General features: G+C 61.8%; 18 protein-coding genes and 1 pseudogene. 2 read left to right on the plus strand and 17 right to left on the minus strand.

Annotation, left to right across the window (positions count from 1 at the left end):
- Positions 1-94: 94 nt before the first annotated feature.
- Positions 95-172, plus strand: a pseudogene (locus tag ACN4F8_RS20820) (CDP-diacylglycerol--serine O-phosphatidyltransferase); the annotation flags it as partial.
- Positions 173-182: 10 nt separating this feature from the next.
- The gene (locus ACN4F8_RS20825; RefSeq protein ID WP_419475325.1) at positions 183-1,190 is read left to right on the plus strand and encodes an endonuclease/exonuclease/phosphatase family protein; all 1,008 of its coding nucleotides are present in this window, start codon (positions 183-185) and stop codon (positions 1,188-1,190) included.
- 79 nt (positions 1,191-1,269) lie between these two features.
- Here the strand turns inward: ACN4F8_RS20825 and ACN4F8_RS20830 are convergent, their stop codons facing one another.
- From ACN4F8_RS20830 to ACN4F8_RS20910, 17 genes are all read right to left on the minus strand, one after another.
- Positions 1,270-1,407, minus strand: a complete 138-nt coding sequence (locus ACN4F8_RS20830) for a hypothetical protein (protein ID WP_419475326.1) — start codon at positions 1,405-1,407, stop codon at positions 1,270-1,272.
- Positions 1,408-1,478: 71 nt separating this feature from the next.
- Positions 1,479-2,210 (minus strand): glutathione binding-like protein, encoded by a 732-nt coding sequence (locus ACN4F8_RS20835; RefSeq protein WP_419475327.1) that lies wholly within the window; start codon positions 2,208-2,210, stop codon positions 1,479-1,481.
- Between the two features lie 37 nt (positions 2,211-2,247).
- Positions 2,248-2,979 (minus strand): ABC transporter ATP-binding protein, encoded by a 732-nt coding sequence (locus tag ACN4F8_RS20840; protein ID WP_419475328.1) that lies wholly within the window; start codon positions 2,977-2,979, stop codon positions 2,248-2,250.
- Complete coding sequence (locus ACN4F8_RS20845; RefSeq protein ID WP_419475329.1) at positions 2,976-3,728, minus strand: ABC transporter ATP-binding protein; 753 nt, start codon at positions 3,726-3,728, stop codon at positions 2,976-2,978. The genes ACN4F8_RS20840 and ACN4F8_RS20845 overlap by 4 nt, the downstream gene beginning before the upstream one ends.
- Positions 3,721-4,734, minus strand: a complete 1,014-nt coding sequence (locus ACN4F8_RS20850) for a branched-chain amino acid ABC transporter permease (protein WP_304753347.1) — start codon at positions 4,732-4,734, stop codon at positions 3,721-3,723. The genes ACN4F8_RS20845 and ACN4F8_RS20850 overlap by 8 nt, the downstream gene beginning before the upstream one ends.
- Positions 4,731-5,594, minus strand: coding sequence for a branched-chain amino acid ABC transporter permease (locus ACN4F8_RS20855; protein WP_419475330.1), 864 nt, complete (start codon positions 5,592-5,594; stop codon positions 4,731-4,733). The genes ACN4F8_RS20850 and ACN4F8_RS20855 overlap by 4 nt, the downstream gene beginning before the upstream one ends.
- Positions 5,595-5,685: 91 nt before the next feature.
- Complete coding sequence (locus ACN4F8_RS20860; RefSeq protein ID WP_419475331.1) at positions 5,686-6,882, minus strand: ABC transporter substrate-binding protein; 1,197 nt, start codon at positions 6,880-6,882, stop codon at positions 5,686-5,688.
- A gap of 32 nt (positions 6,883-6,914) precedes the next feature.
- Positions 6,915-8,000 (minus strand): MBL fold metallo-hydrolase, encoded by a 1,086-nt coding sequence (locus tag ACN4F8_RS20865; protein WP_419475332.1) that lies wholly within the window; start codon positions 7,998-8,000, stop codon positions 6,915-6,917.
- Between the two features lie 3 nt (positions 8,001-8,003).
- The gene (locus ACN4F8_RS20870; RefSeq protein WP_419475333.1) at positions 8,004-9,602 is read right to left on the minus strand and encodes a benzoate-CoA ligase family protein; all 1,599 of its coding nucleotides are present in this window, start codon (positions 9,600-9,602) and stop codon (positions 8,004-8,006) included.
- Between the two features lie 58 nt (positions 9,603-9,660).
- Positions 9,661-10,608, minus strand: a complete 948-nt coding sequence (locus ACN4F8_RS20875) for an alpha/beta hydrolase (RefSeq protein WP_419475334.1) — start codon at positions 10,606-10,608, stop codon at positions 9,661-9,663.
- Positions 10,609-10,610: 2 nt separating this feature from the next.
- Complete coding sequence (locus tag ACN4F8_RS20880; protein ID WP_419475335.1) at positions 10,611-11,627, minus strand: 2Fe-2S iron-sulfur cluster-binding protein; 1,017 nt, start codon at positions 11,625-11,627, stop codon at positions 10,611-10,613.
- A gap of 51 nt (positions 11,628-11,678) precedes the next feature.
- Positions 11,679-12,464 carry a Phenylacetic acid catabolic protein gene (locus tag ACN4F8_RS20885; RefSeq protein ID WP_419475336.1) on the minus strand — a complete coding sequence of 262 codons (786 nt, stop codon included), beginning with the start codon at positions 12,462-12,464 and terminating at the stop codon, positions 11,679-11,681.
- 52 nt (positions 12,465-12,516) lie between these two features.
- Entirely contained in the window at positions 12,517-13,992 is a 1,476-nt protein-coding gene (locus ACN4F8_RS20890) for an aldehyde dehydrogenase family protein (RefSeq protein WP_419475337.1), read from the minus strand.
- 9 nt (positions 13,993-14,001) lie between these two features.
- On the minus strand, positions 14,002-15,189 hold the full coding sequence (locus ACN4F8_RS20895) for a thiolase family protein (RefSeq protein WP_419475338.1): 1,188 nt from the start codon (positions 15,187-15,189) through the stop codon (positions 14,002-14,004).
- Positions 15,186-15,572 (minus strand): MaoC family dehydratase, encoded by a 387-nt coding sequence (locus ACN4F8_RS20900; protein ID WP_419475339.1) that lies wholly within the window; start codon positions 15,570-15,572, stop codon positions 15,186-15,188. Before ACN4F8_RS20900 ends, ACN4F8_RS20895 begins: the two co-directional genes overlap by 4 nt.
- On the minus strand, positions 15,569-15,979 hold the full coding sequence (locus ACN4F8_RS20905; protein WP_419475340.1) for an FAS1-like dehydratase domain-containing protein: 411 nt from the start codon (positions 15,977-15,979) through the stop codon (positions 15,569-15,571). Before ACN4F8_RS20905 ends, ACN4F8_RS20900 begins: the two co-directional genes overlap by 4 nt.
- A gap of 166 nt (positions 15,980-16,145) precedes the next feature.
- Positions 16,146-16,853 carry a TetR/AcrR family transcriptional regulator gene (locus ACN4F8_RS20910; RefSeq protein ID WP_419475341.1) on the minus strand — a complete coding sequence of 236 codons (708 nt, stop codon included), beginning with the start codon at positions 16,851-16,853 and terminating at the stop codon, positions 16,146-16,148.
- Positions 16,854-17,288 lie beyond the last annotated feature (435 nt).

A 17,288-nucleotide genomic window follows, 5' to 3' on the forward strand; every position in this document is an offset into this window, starting at 1 on the left:
GAAAGTCAATGAAATCAACGATCTACCAACACCACCTCCGCGCCAGTGCTAGCTTTTCGTACCGTCACTTATTGCACTGAAAACGAGGAGACCCCTGCATCCCATGAGCCTGCTGTTCGCGCTGTCGGGTACGGCCATGATCAGCAAGAACCTGCGCATCCCCAAGTTCTGAAGGAGGCAGGATGAACCCCTACACCGCCTGTGCAACGGGCGTCATCCTGCTGTTGACCCTGATCCCGCTGTCGCACAGCAAGGTCTGGTGGGTGCGCACGCTGGACTTTCCGCGTCTGCAACTGTGTGCAATGACGGCTGCGTTGCTGGTGGTGGATATGTTCGTGGCGTTCGGCGAGGGGTGGCAGGCCTGGCTGGTGCCCGTGGTCGCGGCGGGATGCCTCGCGTATCACGCGTGGTGGATCATCCCTTACACCCGCTGGTTTCCGCAGGAGGTGAAATCCGCTGCGGCGGCAGACGGTGGCGAACCGCTTCGGGTGCTGGTGTCCAACGTGCTCATGTCCAATCGCAACACCCAGGCTCTGCTGGACCTGGTGTTGAAGCACCGCCCGCATGTGCTGGTGACGCTGGAATCGGACGCCCGGTGGCAAGCGCAACTGGACACCCTGAAGGCCGACTACCCCTACACCATCCAGTGCCCATTGGACAACCGTTACGGCATGCACGTGTATGCCCGGTTGCCGCTGGAAGACAGCCACGTGGAATTTCTGCTGGAGGACGACATTCCGTCGATGCGGACCCGCATCCGCATGCCCAACGGCCAGGTCGTGCAGGCGCACTTCGTACACCCCGAGCCGCCGGCACCAACCGAAAAGGACAGCTCCAGACCGCGTGACGCCGAACTGATGACGGTGGCACGGCGCGTGGCTGACTTGACCGAACCGGTGCTGGTCACCGGGGACCTCAACGACGTGGCGTGGTCGCGCACCACACGCCAGTTTCGCAAGCAGAGCCATTTGCTGGACCCGCGTGTCGGACGCGGGATGTACAACACGTTCCATGCGGGGTACTGGTTCCTGCGCTGGCCGCTGGACCACATCTTCCACAGCAACCACTTCACGCTGCGCAGCATCAGGCGCTTGCCCTCCATCGGATCGGACCATTTCCCGCTGCTGACCGAACTGGTGCTGCACCCCCAACGGCAGAGCGACCAGGAGGCGCTGGGCGAAGACGCCTGAATGGCGGTCGAACGAGCCGCTTAGTCTTGAAGCCTGGGCGGCTGGCTTCCGTTCTTCGCCCTCGTCAGGCTCATCCGCCTCATCCGTCCCGTCCTCCAGCGATGCCCATCATGTCGCTGCCGCTGTCGGAGTTGTCGCCGGGGCCGAAGGACGCTGTATCGCGGCCGGCGGGTTCGGCGGGTGCCGGGCTTGCGCCCTGAATGCTGCTCTTGGCCATGGTCGTACCTTCCTTGTGTGTGGGTGGTGCAAAGGTGGGGGCAGTTGGCGTGCCCGGTGTGCAGCCATGCGTCAGGCCTCGGTTGGGCCAGGCAGGGTGTGGTTTGCTTTCACGCTTTTCGCGGTTTGGTCGAACAGGATGCTGCGCGCTTCAGGGGTCAGGGTGGGAGCCCGGAGTTCCTTCCCCAGGCTCAGCCCTTTCCTGACCGCCGGCCGCTCCAGAAGCGTGTTGTGCCAGCGCTGCACATGGGGGAAGCGTGGCAGTTGCACCTGTTGCGCCTTGTGTATGCGTATCCAGGGAAAGATGGCGATGTCAGCAATGGAATAGTCGGAACCCGCCACGTAGGCGCCCGTGCGCGCCAGTTGAGCGTCGAGCACGCCATACAGCCGATCCACTTCGTTGCCGTACCGTTGAATGGCATACGGCAGGGCTTCGGGGGCATACATTCGAAAGTGGGCGTTTTGTCCGGCCATGGGCCCGAGCCCTCCCATCTGCCACATGAGCCACTGAAGGGTTTCGTAGCGCCCCCTGAGGTCGTTCGGCAGCAGGCGGCCGGTTTTCTCGGCCAGGTAGATCAAGATGGCGCCGCTTTCAAAAACCGTGACGGGGGCATCCGCATCGCGGGGTGCCCGGTCCACGATGGCCGGCATGCGGTTGTTCGGGCTGATGGCCAGGAACTCAGGGCTGAATTGCTCGCCCTTTCCGATGTTCACGGGAATCAGCCGGTAGGGGATGGCGCACTCCTCGAGCATGATGGAGATCTTCCATCCGTTCGGCGTGGGCCAGTAATGCAGATCCACCATGAAACGTCCTTTCCGAGGCGGGCATGGCGTTCGATGTTCAGATGCCCAGGTGCTGTTGCAGTATTTCAGGCTGGGCATGCAGTTCGGCCGAACTGCCGTGAAACACCACTTCGCCCTTGACCAGGATCACGTTGCGGTCGGTGATCTGCGTGACGTGTTTCCAGTTCTTGTCGACGATCACGCTGCTGATGCCGCTCTCACGGATGAGGCCGCAGATGCGCCAGATTTCGCGGGCGATCAGCGGGGCAAGGCCTTCGGTGGCTTCGTCGAGGATCAGCACGTCGGGGTTGGTCATCAGCGCGCGGCCGATGGTCAGCATTTGTTGTTCGCCACCGGAAAGCTGCTGCCCGCCGTGGTTCAAGCGCTCAGCCAGGCGCGGAAAGACCTCCAGCACGCGCTCGAAGGTCCAGTCGCGCTGCCCCTGGGTGCCGGCGCGGGCAGACATGACCAGGTTTTCGCGCACGCTGAGGTTGCCGAAGATGCCGCGGCCCTCAGGCACGTAGGCAATGCCCAGGCGTGCTATCTCGTAGGGCGATCGGCCCGTCATGGTCCGTCCTGCAATCGACACGCTGCCGGAGCGCGGCTTGACGATGCCCATGATGCTTTTGAGCAGTGTGCTCTTGCCCATGCCGTTGCGCCCCATGAGGCCAATGGTTTCGCCGCGCGCGATATGAAAGTCGATGCCGCGCAGCACATGGCTGGCGCCGTAATAGGTGTGGATGCGCTGCGCGACCATTGGCAGGTCGATCGACTGTTCAGGGGTGTTCATCCATGCTCCTCGCCGAGGTAGGCGGCTTGCACGCCCGCGTCGGCGCGAACCTGGGCGGGCGTACCACTGGCGATGATCTGGCCGTTGACCATCACGGTCAGTTGGTCGGCCAGCGTGAAGACGGCGTCCATGTCGTGTTCGATCAGCAGGATGCCGTGCCCCTTTTTGATGTTCAGGAGCAGGGCGACCATGCGCTCGGCCTCGGCAACCCCCATGCCGGCCAGTGGCTCATCGAGCAACAACACCTGCGGGGAGGTGGCGAGGGCCATGGCAATTTCCAGCTGGCGCTGCTCGCCATGGCTGATGGTGCCGGCGATGCTGTGCTTCCTTGCCTGCAGGCCGGTCATCTCCAGTGCCTCTTCAGCGCGTGCCTGGATGTTGGCCAGCGTGTCGGCGCGCGTGAGCCAGCGCGCGGCGTGAGGCCGGCGCGATTGCGCGGCCAGGCGCACGTTTTCCAGGACGGTAAAGGGCAGGAAGATGTTGGTTTTCTGGTAGCTGCGCCCCAACCCCTGGCGAGAGATTCTTTCAGGCGCCCAGCCGGTGACATCGGTCGCGCCCATCCTGACGCTGCCCGAGGTGGGGGGAAGGTCGCCCGAAAGCAGGTTGGTCAGCGTGGACTTCCCCGCGCCGTTGGGACCAATGACCGCATGGATGTGGTTGCGCCAGAGATCGATGGAGACGGCGTCGACCGCCGCGAGTCCGCCGAACTTCTTGGTGAGCTGCTGTGCGCTGAGAAGGGCTTCAGCCACGGTCTGCCTCCCCGGGTCGCATCCACTTCTGCATCAAGCCCAGAATGCCGCGCGGTGCAAACGTCACCAGCAGCACGATGAACAGGCCCATCCAGAGCTGCCAGTGCTTGCCTAAATGGACACCGCCGATAGTCGGCAGGTCCTTGAAGACGTGCAGCAGGTATTCGAACGCAAATGCCCCGACGATGGCGCCAGCGAAATTTCCCGTCCCGCCCAGAATCACCATCATGATGGCGTGTGCGCTCATGTGAAATCCCATGAGCTCGGGGTTGATGTACCCGGTCTGAGTGCCCCACAGGTATCCCGCCAGACCCGCGAGAGCACCGGCCAGCGTAAAGGCCGAGAGCTTGTAGCGGAAGGTGCCGTAGCCCATGGCGCGCATGCGGTGCTCGTTGACTCGAATGCCCACCAGCGCGCGGCCGAAAGGGCTCCATAGCAGACGGCGCAGGAAGGCATACACCAGCAGCATCGCGGCCAGTGTGAAGTAGTAAAGGGTGCCTGTGACGTCCAGGTCAAAGGGCTCCCAACCAAAAAGGGTCGTGTCGGGCCTGAAGTTGATGTAGAGGCCGTCGGAGCCGCCCAGGGCCTTGTTGTCGAAGAAGAGGTAGAACACCATCTGCGCAAACGCCATGGTGACCATGATGAAATAGATGCCATGGGTGCGCACGACGAAGAATCCGATGACGAGCGCGGCGCTTCCGGAAGCCAGAACGGCCACCGGAAGCGACCACCACAGGCTGACGGGCTCTCCCGCGGGCGATAGAAACGCCATGGCGTAGCCCGCCAGTCCGAAAAAGGCCGCATGGCCCAGCGAGACCAGTCCTGTCACACCTTGCAGCAGATCCAGGCTCATGGCAAAAATGGCCATGACCATCATCCGCGCGACCATCTGGGTGTAGAAGTCGGAGCCCACGAAGGGGAGGGCGACCAAGGCCATCAGGCCCAGGCCCAGTGCAACCTGCAAGCCACGCGGCAGGACTTCGAGATGGGATTTCGTCGAACTCATTGTTTGAACAGGCCTTCAGGCTTCCAGAGTAAAACGACCGCCATCAACATGTACACGAGCATGCCGGCCACGGAGGGCAACAGCACCTTTCCAAAGGTGTCGACAAAGCCGACGAGCAGCGCTGCGATCAGGGCACCGCGCACCGAACCGATGCCGCCGATGACCACGACCACAAGACACATGATGAGCACTTGCGATCCCATGTTGGGATAGACGCTGGCGATGGGCGCGGCGATCATGCCGGCGGTGGCGGCAAGGCCCACGCCGAGCGCAAATACCACGGCGTAGATCAGCTTGATGTTGATGCCCAGTGACTCGGTCATTTCGCGGTTGAAGGCACCCGCCCGGATCTTCATGCCGAGCCGGGTTCGCGAGATGAACAGGTAGAGGCCCACCGCAAGCGCAATGCACGCACCCGACATGAAGAGCCGATAGACCGGGTAGGAAAGAATGCCCGTCAGTGGCACGGATGCGCCGAGAGCCTCGGGAATCGCCACGCCATGCACGTCGTCACCCCAGAGGATAGAGCGCAGTTCTTCGAAGATGTAGATGAGGCCGAAGGTGAGCAGCACCTGGTCCAGGTGGTCGCGGTGGTAGAAGTGGCGAAACAGCAGCCGCTCCAGCGCGAGGCCAAAAGCGACCGACAGCGCAGCGCCGCCAACGATCGCCAGGGTGAAGCTGCCGGTCAGGCCGCTGAGCCACCATGCCAGGTAGGCACCTAGCATGTAGAAGCTGCCATGTGCCAGGTTGACGACACCCATGATGCCGAAAATCAGCGTCAGGCCGGCGGCCAGCATGAACAGCAGCAGCCCGTATTGGACGCTGTTGAGCAACTGAATGAGGAAGTTGGCGAAGTCCAAGGTGCTTGATGGAAATGAATGGCGGGGTTCTTCTCTGGCGAGGGCGCGGCCCGGACCGCTGTGCGTCGACCGCGCGCGCCCAATCGTCAGGTCACATCGAGCAACCGGCACCGGAGTCGGCCAGTGCCTTGGCGGCAATGCCGATCACCTTGTTCTCTTTGTTCTCGACTCTGCGCAGATAGATGTCCTGCACCGGATTGTGCGAGCGGCTCATGGTCCACTTGCCGCGTGGGCTGTCGATCTCTGCGGTTTCCAGGGCTTTGTACAGGGCTTGCTTGTTGCCCAGGTCGCCCTTGACGGCGTTGGCTCCCCGGACCAGCAGCAGCCCCGTGTCGTAGCCCTGCATGGCATAGACATCGGGCTGCATTTTGAAAGCCTGGGCATAAGCGAGGCGAAACTGCTTGTTGCGCTGGGTGGGCAGCACGTCGCTGTAGTGCATGGTGGTGATGATGCCGTCGGCGGCAGGCCCAGCGGCATCCAGCACACCTTCCGTCAGGAAGCCCGCGCCGTACAAGGGAATCTTGTCTTTCAGTCCTGCGGCTGCGTAGTCCCGAATGAACTTGGCGGCTCCGCCGCCCGCGAAGAAGCAGGCGACTGCATCGGGCTTGAGGGCCGCGATCTCGGTGAGCAGTGCCTGGAATTCGACCTGGGGGAAGGGTAGTCCCAATTCCTTGACGATGGTGCCACCCGCCTTGGCCAGTCCTTCCTTGAAACCCTCGAAGATTTCGTCGCCCCCCGCATACTTCCAAGTGATCCAGACCACCCTCTTGTGGCCTCTTTCCACCATGGCAGGCCCTAGGGCAAGGGCTGATTGAGCGTTGCTGAAGGAGGCTCGGAACACATTGGGCGCACAGAGGTTGCGGGTGGCGGCATGCACACCCGCATTGGGAATCAGGTTCAGCACGCCGGTGCTTCGCGCCACCCGCTGAATGCCCAACTGAACACCAGAATGCACAGTACCAATCAGCACATCGACCTTGTCACGCTGTACCAGCTTGTTGGCGTTCTCGATGGCCTTCGAGGGGTCTGACTCGTCGTCGACCTTGAAGTATTCGATCTCGCGGCCACCGAGTTTGCCGCCTTGTTCGTTGATCGCCATACGGAAGCCGTTTTCAATGGCCACGCCGAGCTGCGCAAAGGTGCCGGTGTACGGCAGCATGAAGCCGACACGCGTGCTGCCGGATTGGGCGCGGACGAGGGTGGGCAGCAGAATGCCGGTGGATGCGGCGCCAAGGACGGCTGCACTGCGAGAGAGGACGGTGCGACGGGATGGGGAATGGGCGGTCATGGGAATGTCTCCTTTGTAGGTGTGAGCAGGGGTCAGGAAAAATAGAAGGGGGCGCAACACACCTCCTCCGCACTGGACGCGGTGTCTGTCCATCGATACCAGGCGACGCCGTCGGCATCTTCGGAACACGCAGCGACCTTCTGGTGGATCAGGAAGTTCAGGCAGGCGATGCTTTCGCCGGTGGCCAGACCCAGCAACGCGCCATCGTTGTGGGAGATCGAGCGGGAAAAAAGCGCTCCGAAGACGTCCACCGCACGCATGGGCTCTCGCAAAAGTTGTTTGAGCCGCTCAAGCGCCTGGTCCTGCGCGTTCAGCAGTGCATCGATGCGCGCATGCAGTCCCCGAAAGCATTCGTTGTGGGCAGGCAGGACCAGCACGTCATCGGGCACCTCTCGCCGAATCTTTCTCAATGAGCGGTACCAGTCGGCCATCGGGTTCGAGTCGGGCTCGAGGGGATAGACCGACACATTCGATGAGATCCTGGGCAAGACCTGATCGCCCGAAATCAGTAGCTTGAGTTCCGGGCAATAGAAGCATGCGTGCTCGGGCGAGTGACCGCTGCCCACAATCACACGCCAGCTGTGATCGCCGATCTTCAGAACCTCTCCATCCTCCATGCGACGGTAGCTGTCGGGCAGCGCATGGATGTGTTTACCAAAATCCCCAAAGCGCGCGCGGTAGGCTTCGATGGCGGCTTCGCTCCACCCGGCACGGCGGTAGAACGCCGTCGCGTCGATCGGTGCTTCTCGGCCTGTGTCGGAAACAGTGACGCGGCAGGACAGGTATTCCAGGCGTGTCATCCAGAGACGGACCTGGAACTTGCGGGTCAGCCAGCCTGCCATGCCGACGTGGTCGGGGTGCATGTGGGTCACCAGAACACGGGTCAGGCCCCAGGTCTCGCCGGCGCTGGCAAACACTTCTCGCCATGCCTGTGCTGTCTCGGGGGATCGCACGCCGGTGTCCACAAGTGCCCATCCGGCGCCATCGTCGATGGCCCAGAGATTGATGTGGTTCAACGCATAGGGCAGTGGCATGCGAATCCAGTGCACACCCGGCGCGACCTCCATCGCCCGCGCATTCTCCGGTGGGCGATCGAACGGATAAGTGAGTGCCTGCATGGGTCAGGTGGCGCCAGATTGATCGGCGGCACGCAGCCGGAAGCGCTGGATCTTTCCTGTCGCCGTCTTCGGCAGGTCGGGCATGAACTCGATCCAGCGCGGGCACTTGATGTGCGCCAGTTTCGATCGCAGCAATTGGCGAATCGAATCTTGCAACGCCTCGTCCGGCACGTAGCCGTTGCGCAGAACCACGTAGGCCTTGGGCTTGATCATCTGTCGCTCGTCAGGTACCCCGATGACGGCACATTCGAAAACGCTTTCGTGCTCCGCAAGGACGGATTCGATCTCGCCAGGAGACACCCAGACACCTCCGACGCGAAGCATGTCGTCGATGCGACCGACATAAAAGAAGTTGCCGTTTACATCCTGGTAGCACTTGTCACCTGTCAGTACGCCACCATCCCACATCGTGGCCAACGTCTTTTCCGGCTTGTTCCAGTAAGTCTGGGCGGCGGTGGGGCCTTTGACAAACAGGTTGCCTATCTCACCGATGGGTAGGGCCCGGCGTTGTTCGTCAAGGCATTGCGCCTCATAGCCTTTCACGAGCTTTCCGCAACTGCCTGGAACGATCGAGCCCGGCATGTTGATCATGTACATGTGGGTCAGTTCGGTGGTGCCGACCCCATCCATGATCTCTTTGCCGGTCAGCTCGAGCCATTGGCGGTAGAGCGCGGGTGGCAACAACTCGCCTCCGCTGATGCAGAAACGCAAACGACTGCAAGCGGCCTTTACGGCATCGTGGTTCATCGTGCGCATCAGCTCCAGCATGCCGGCATACAAGGTGGGCACGGCCATCAGAACCGAGGGTTGCCGGGAAACAAGATGCTCAAGCACCACGTGTGGCTTGATGGCGTCTGGTTCGACGACGATCGCAGCGCCCACGCGCAGTGGAAAGTACACCTGGTTGCCCAGTCCATACGCGAAGAACATCTTGGGTGGGCAAAGAATCAAATCGGACCGCGCGAGGCCGAGAGTGCCCAATGCAAAGAGCTCAGTGGCCCAGTAGATGTGCTCGTGCGTGTGCACCACTCCCTTCGGTGCACCGGTGCTGCCGGAGCTGTAGAGCCAGAATGCAGCCTCTGCGGGATTTCGCGCGCAGGTCTCGAGCATTGGGGGCATCGCATCGACGGCTGGTCCGAAGTTTAGGTACCCCTCTGCATCGCCGTTGGCGACAAATAACAGGTCGGGAAAATCGTCGGTGTGCCGGATTTCGTCGATACGATCGACAAGTGAATGGTCGACGATGAGCGCCCGCGCTCCGCTATCCCTGACGTAGTAGGCGTAGTCCGAGGCCTGAAGAAACGTGTTGATCGGGAGGCTGACCGCACCGATCTTCATGGCGCCCAGGAAGGTCGCGACGAAGTCGAGTCCATCCAGCATGCTGAACATCACACGATCGCCCGGTCCGATGCCTTTTGACTGCAGCAGCCGTCCAACCTGGCAAGCGCGTCGGTACACATCACCGAAGGAGAAGCTTCCGTCGCGCGTGATGAGGTAGGGTCGCTGTGCTTCTTCCGGCGCCATGCGCAATTCGAAAAGATAGTCGACAACGTTGCCCTTGAGGCCCGTTTCTGGCCTTTTCTGCTCTATGACTGCTTCCATGGGGTCTCCATATCCTTCGTGGGTTGTTCCGGTTCGTGCTCTTCTGTTGGGACAGGTATCACGGCAAGCTCGCGAGAAATCTTTGAAGTGCGCTCTGGCAAGACTCGGGTTGCTCCAGCTGCAAAAAATGGCCGGTTCCCGAAATGGCTTCGTAGCTCGCACCCGTTTCCTGATGCAGGCTCAGCGATGTGAAACTCGGCACTTGGGCTGTGGGGAGGCAAGGGTCTGAGGCGATCAGATGGACGGGGCAGGGCGGCCCGACCACGGTATCCCAGGCGAGACGGCTGAGATTGGTCTGATAGATATGTGCCTCGCGCTCCGGTGCGCAGTTCAACATCCATGTGCCGCTGGTGAGATCGCAATGCAATGAGGCGCGCGCCATATCGATGGGGGCAGAACCGCGCCAGGCACCAAACAGTGAGCTGCGGCCGAAGCGTTCGGCCAGATCTTCAGGGCTTTCATACGACGGCCGACGATGGCGGGCTTTCTGGGCCAGTGCCTGCACCTCCATCAGATGCCGTGCATCCAGTGGGTGACCTGGAGGAGGTGGCAAAGGTGGGTCGAACAGGACGAGAGCGTCCCAACGACGGCCGTATCGATGCGCATGCAACAGGCTCGTGACGGCACTCATCGAGTGAAAGACGCCCACGGTTTGACGCGTTCCGCGGAGCTGTTCCAGCGTGGTCCACAGGCTCTCCAGGTCCGTCACGAGTTGTGACCAGTGGTGTTGCTCCACAGCACCGGGTTGACTCATGCCGTGACCTCGAAAGTCAAAAGCGATGATTTCGTAGTCGACTCGCAATGCTTCCCAGAAGACACGGTAGCCAAACACGGCAAGGCCATTGCCGTGGCTTATCACGAGGCGTCTTTTCGCTTGCGTGTTGGGGAAGATTCGCGCGGCCAGCAGCGTGCCGTCGCTGGCCACCACACACAACGGCTCGCCGAGGTCTGTGGTGTGATCCGGTTCTGCATTCATGAGGTCTGGCGCAGGCAAGGCTCGGCTCATGTTCAAGCCTCCGAGGACACGGCGGGGACGAATTTGTCGCAGTAAATGTCCGCCCGAGATAGCCCGCTGCGCTCCAGGACCGCCGTGGCCAGGTCGACCATCGGCGGAGGACCGCAAAGATAGGCCTGAGCGCCGAACTGCTCACCCAGCTCGTTCTTCATGATGTCCACGACCGTGCCGCGTCGACCCGGCCAGTCCGACTTCTCGGGTTCATCCGACAGCACCGGAATGAATTGCAGTTGGGGGTATTGACCAGCCCACTGCTGCAGCTCTTCAGCACAGCCCAGCTCCTGCATGTTGCGCGTGCCATAAAAGAGAATCAGTTTGCGCGAGGTTTCGCTCGAGAGCGCGGATTCCACGATGGACTTGACGGGCGCGAGGCCTGTGCCACCGGCCACAAAAATGGCTGCGCCGGGATCGTCGGGATTGAACACGTAGCTTCCAAACGGACCACGCAGACTCACGATGTCACCGGCGGCCAGCTCGTGCCGTTGCAACAGTGAACTCACCCTGCCCCCGGGGTAGATGCGCACCAGAAACTCGAGCTGGGTGCTGCCTGGCCGATTGGAGGCCGAATAGGATCGGGCACTCGACGTGCCAGGGGCGAACCATTCGAAGTACTGTCCGCTCCTGAAGCTGATCGGCGTGGGGCACCGCATGGTCACTTGGGCGGTGCGCTCGCCAAACCACTTGACGCGCTCGATCACTGCATCGAAGTGCTGAATCTGCGGATGGCTGGTGGCGCGCAGCGGCACGCTGACGACCACGTCCGTTTCGGGATAGCACATGCACGTGAGAATCATCCCATCACGACGCATCTCGTCACTGAATATGGCGGGATCTGCACCGGGAAGTTCACGCACCTTGCCACGCACGAGTCGAGCCAGGCATTCGCCGCACTCGCCAGACCGGCAGTTGTAGGGCAGAGGAACGCCCTGTGTCAGGCAGGCATCCAAGAGGGACTCCTCCTTGCGCGCTGCCACCACTTGGTCGGTGCCATCAATTGCCAGAGAAAACATGCGTTGCTCCATTGCCGTGCAAGTCGTGTGTCCTTGTTCGGGTCACGTTGCTCAGTAGGCGCGATCGGTCTCGTCCTGGGCATCTCCTGACGGTGACCAGACTTCCCGGAAGTCCTCCGGCAGTGGGATGCCCCAATCTCCGGTGATGAAAGCGCGAACTTGCTGCCAATAGATCGCGCGCATGTTCTCGTTGGTGTCCTGCTTGATGCCCCAGTACCGATAGCGCTCGTTCTTTGGCGAGTTGTCACCTCCGAAGGATTGCAGGCCTACCCGGAGCCATTTGTGCACGGCGGTTTCAACTTCGGCACGCCCCTCTTCGCTCTGGAGCAGGTGCTTCACGGCGTCCATGCCGAGGCCGACGTGACCGTATTCTTCCTTGAGGGTTTCTTGGGCCGCGATGCGAAAGGGTTCGTACCTGCATTGCACGAAATGCCGGAACTGATGTGCTGCCGCACGGTCTACGATCGCCAGGAAGACGGCTTGGTCGGCCCATGACTCCATCGGCGTGTCGAAGGTCGAGAGATGGCCCTTCTTTCGGGCGTATTCCTCCCAGTCGAGGCCGAGGTCATCCATCAGTTTGCGGTAGCGCAAGTGATGGCCGTATTCCTCCATCACGGTGCGCGCCATTCGCAGCTTGAATTCGGGCGTAGGTGCGCGCAGGATGCTGCGTTCGAAGCAGTCGCCCCCGTACAGTTCGCTGACGACGTGGATGTTGATGAGGTTGAGCAGCAGCTCGCGATACTCGGGGTCTTCGGACCAGAAGGCCTGAACGGCGTCGGTCTGGGCAGCACCTGCGGGTGCCTGGCTGGGGTTGAGGGAAGCAGTGGCTTGCATCATGAATCCTTTGTGATCAGGGAGTTGGTGGTTGTGACCGACGGTGAGCGTCCGCTCAGTCGTAGAAATTGCGCCACGTGGTGCCGGCGTCAACGATGACGTTCTTGATTTCGGTGAAGTCGAACATCGTTTCGAACGCATCCTCGCGCCCGAAGCCGCTGGCCTTGGAACCTCCGAAGGCGGCGCCGGAGGGAAAGAGGTTGTAGCAATTGACCCATACGCGGCCACTCTCTATCGCTTGCGCTGCGGCATGGGCCTGCGCCAGATCGCGCGTCCATACCCCGGCGGCCAGGCCTTGCTCGACGCCATTCACCTCTTCGAGCATGGCGCGCTCGTCACTCCACTCCGAGAACGTGGCAACCGGGCCGAAGATCTCTTCGCGTTGCACGCGCCCAGCCGGGTCCAGGTTCTCGAACAGCATCGGCGCCATGAAGAGACCTCTTGGATACTTCTCGACGCGCACCTGGCGTTCGGCCGCAACCAGTCGACCGCCCTCTTGACGTGCGAGCTCGACATAGTCCCGCACCCGGTCGAAATGTAGCTTTGAGGCGAGCGTTCCCATCTGGTTGGCGCTGTCGAATGGGTCGCCGATTCGGAGGCGTGCGATCAAATCACGCAGACGGTCTTTCAGCCCGCTGGCGATGCTGCTGTGCGCCAGAATTCGACTGCCCGCTGTGCAGACCTGCCCCTGATTGAGGAACGCACCCAATGCAATGGCCTGCGCCGCACGGTCCAGGTCGGCGTCGGGGTACACGATCTGGGCGTTCTTGCCGCCAAGTTCGAGAGTGAGGCGCTTGAGCGTCGCGCTCGCACCTTCCATGACACGACGGCCCGTCGCCGTCGACCCCGTCACTGAGATCTTGCGCACGCCCGGGTGCGCGACCAGTGCAGCCCCGGTGGTTGTACCGCGCCCGGTCACGACGTTTACGACGCCGGCGGGAAGGATCGAGGCCAGCAACTCGGCACTCTCGAGTGTGGTGAGGGGCGTGGTGTCCGCTGGCTTGTAGACAACGGTGTTGCCTGTGGCGATCGCCGGCGCGATCTTGCCGATGAACATATTGAGCGGGAAGTTCCAGGCGCCGATGATGCCGACCACGCCCAGCGGAGCGCGCTGGCCGTAGCTCGTGATGTCACGCGTCACTGGCAGCAGTGTGCCTTCGAGGACACGGCAGGCGCCCGCGTAGTAGCGCAACCTGTCTGCCGCCACGAGCACGTTGGCGTGGCTCTCGCGCAAGGGCTTCCCGCAGTTGGTGGTTTCCAGCCAGGCGAGGCGATCGACGTTGGCGACCAAGGCATCGGCGCAGGCCTCCAGCAAAGCCTGGCGCTTGCGTGCCGGGACCTGGGACCAGGTCACGAACGCGCGATGCGCAGCCTTGACGGCGCGGTCGACGTCTTCGGCATCAGCGTCAGGAAAGCGGAAGAGGCTCTCTTGGGTGAGTGGGCTGATGCAGTCGAGTGTCTCGGTGGAGTGAGCGGATGTCCGGACGCCATCGATGAAGAGATCATAGTGCGGGCGGATGATGAATTCCATGGGCTTTTCCTAGCAATGAAGAATGTGAACGGTTGCGACCGCTGAGTCATTGCCCAGTAGCCCACCAGCCATCTGAGCCAGTCCTACACGGGCGCCGTCAACCTGGGCGGCGCCCGCGCGTTGCATCAGCTGACGGCCGACCTCGACCAACTGGGCAACGCCAGTGGCACCGACGGGGTGGCCGCGGCTCGCCAGGCCACCAGAAACGTTGACCGGCAGGCGTCCGCCGAGTGAGGTGTCGCCGCGCTCCACATACTGGACAGCATCGCCGCGGCCGACGAGACCGATGTCTTCGATGTCGAGCATTTCCTGCGGTGCGGTCGGGTCATGTACCTCGGCCAGCGAAACGTCGGCTGGGCCGATGCCTGCCGTCTCGAAGGCGAGAGAAGCTGCGCGGGCAGTGGCGTTCGGCGCCATCGCTTCGGTACCTGCTCCGCGCTGTGGCATGCCCCCCACGACGGCCGACGCGGCGATCACCGGTCCGCTGAGTCCATGTCGGCGCGCAAATGACCCACTGACGAGAACGAGAGCCGCTGCGCCATCGCAGATGCCTCCGCACATCAAACGCGTCAACGGAGCCACCACGACACGATCGGCAAGGATTTCATCCACGCTGATCGGTTGGCGCTCTGCCGCTTTCGGGTTCAGCGCCGCGTGACGCCGATTCTTGGCGGCGGTCATTGCGAAATGGACCGCTTTCGCCTGGTGTTCGGCCATGTAGCGCAAGGCGCGCTCTGCGTTGAGATCCATGAACACCGAGCGCTCCGGACTCTTCGGCCGGCGATCAGAGGCGCTCGCCAGCGCGTTCATTGCCCGACTGCGATCGCTGTGAGTCATCTTCTCCGCGCCAAGCACCAGCACGCAGTCGTATTGCCCGTAGGCAATCGCGCTCCAGGCGAGCGACGCGGCGTCTGAGCCGCTCGAACAGGCATTCTTGATGTTGTGAACGGGGATGGAATCGATGCCGGCATCGGCCAGGAGGACCTGGCCCAGCATCGTCTCTTGCCCCTGGATGAGGCCACCCAACCCGTTCCCGACAAAGGCCGCCTGCAAGTCCCGGTGCTGCACGCCCGCATCTCGCAAGGCGTCATGGATCACCGGGCGAGCCAGTGCTTCGAGCGTCGTGTCGATGAAGCGGCCGAAAGGCCCAACCTCACCGCCAGCCAAAAGCACCGTCTCGAGCGTTCCATGCGTCATGATGGGGTGACCTCCGCGGTGCCGCGTGCGGTCACCGTGCCATCGGCCTTTCGTGCGACAAGATCGATGCGAAGCGCATCGGGGCTGGGCACATCGGAGACGGTCGCGAGCAGTTGCAGCGATTCGAGTGGAAACACGGGAGCGCTGAAGGACACGTCCAGGGTCCTCAGCCGCCCGCTGCCGAACACACCGACCAGCAGTCTGGCGAATTGCGCCGTCGTCATGGGCCCCTGCTGGATCACCTGAGGAAAGCCGCAGCGCTTGGCGAAGGCGTCGTCAACATGAATGGGATTCGGATCTTCGGTGGCCTGGGAAAACAGCGCGATCGTGTTGCGCGACGACCCCGGCACCTCGACATCAAACACAACGTCACCCGGCTTCATGACACCCCCCGTTTGATCAGACGCGTGGTTTCGCGCACGGCGAGTTCGCCACTGTCAGCGCGCCGATAGTCGTAGACCACGTCAGCGAACCACAGCAAGCCGGACTTGCTGGCTTTCTCCGTGATCCGCTCTACGCGCACGCTGACGTCGAGAGCCTCGTCCCAGCTGACCGACTGGAACCACTCATAGCGCTGGCCGCCGTGCAGTGCCTGATGGCGAGGAATGTCGAGGTCTCGGAACAGGTCGACACCGAGCTTTTCGCCGCGGAGAAAGATGAGATAGGTCAGGGGGACTTCGGCCGGGGTCTCGTCGAGGCCCAGCGCTTCCCAGTAGGCGCGGCCGATGCGACGGTCCGGCGTCAGCCGATAGGGAGGGTAGATTCGCCCCTCGTGTTGCTTTGAAATCACCGTGGCTTCCTCGCAAGTTATTTACGGTATCGTAAAAAACAGAGGAAGAAAGGTCAAGCGTTTTTTTACTAAAACGTAAAAATAGTTTCAGAGCCGGCTTGGAGGGGTGTGTCGCCACGGAGCTGGCGCCTCGCCGTGGCGTGCTCGGGTTGCAAGTCGAATGGGGTCAACGTCTGGTGCGCTTTGAGACCGTTGATGACTTGGGGTCTCGGGGAGCAAGGCCCATGCTCAGCATGCCGAAGTAGGTGTCGATGATCTGGTCGATGGATGCCGACTTGCGTGGGTTGTACCAGCGTGCGAGCCAGTTGCACATGCCCAGAATGCCAAAGGCCACCATCTTCGGCTCGCCAGCCACGGCAAGCTCTCCCTTTTGCTGTCCAGCTTCGATCAGGGCTGTCCACAAGCGCTCGTACTCTTTCCATATACGCTGCATGGCAGAGCCGACCTCGCCACCGCTTGTGATGCCATCGCGCAGGCTGATGGTCATCTCCAGGCAGTGCCTGTCGAATCGTTTCAGGTGATTGTGGATCGCGGCGCGCAGCTGTTCGAGCGCGGGAGCATCGGTAGCCATCACTTCCTTCATGCCCTCTATAAGCGCCTCAGCTTGGGGGCCGATGATGGCAAGCAGGATTTCCGCACGGCTGCGATAGTAGTAGTACAAGGCTTCGCGCTTGATCCCGATGGCTTGCGCCACGTCGTCCATTGAGGTGTTGGTGTAACCCTTGCGGTCGAAGAGTTCGGTGGCCGTGCGCAGAATGGATTCCCGCCGCAGGTCGGACTTGCGTGCCTTCGTGGGAAGATTGTCGCCGCCCGGTGGGGTGTCGGCGATCTGCGCATTGCGGGTTCGGGTGGAGGGAAGGGACGGCGTGCTCATAAGGTATTTGGGCTATGACGGAGTCCTTGGCCTAGAAAATATTTACGTATACGTAAAAATAATGATAAAGGCTAGCTTGCAATGCGTAAATTTACTTGGAGGGCGGAGTGGAGCGGCTGCATGAAAACCGAAACAGTGCCGTCCCGTGTTGGATGTCCTTATAACTCGCTTTGCTCGCAGGTTGGGTCCGCGATCACGTGGGGCGCTGGTGTCGCCATTTGCACGCCGTTGGTGGCCTGCATGCCTATTTGTGCAGCGTTCTTTTTCTGACCGCGCCGGCCAATAACTCACTTCTTTCCAGCCGGTGCCAGCAAGGTCTGCGCGATGGCGCGGCCGATCTGGGGTCTCCTCGTTTTCAGTGCAATAAGTGACGGTACGCAAAGCTAGCACTGGCGCGGGGGTGGTCTGGGTAGACCGTTGATTTCATTGACTTTC

The organism is Hydrogenophaga sp. (assembly GCF_048549895.1).
Lineage (GTDB): Bacteria > Pseudomonadota > Gammaproteobacteria > Burkholderiales > Burkholderiaceae_C > Hydrogenophaga.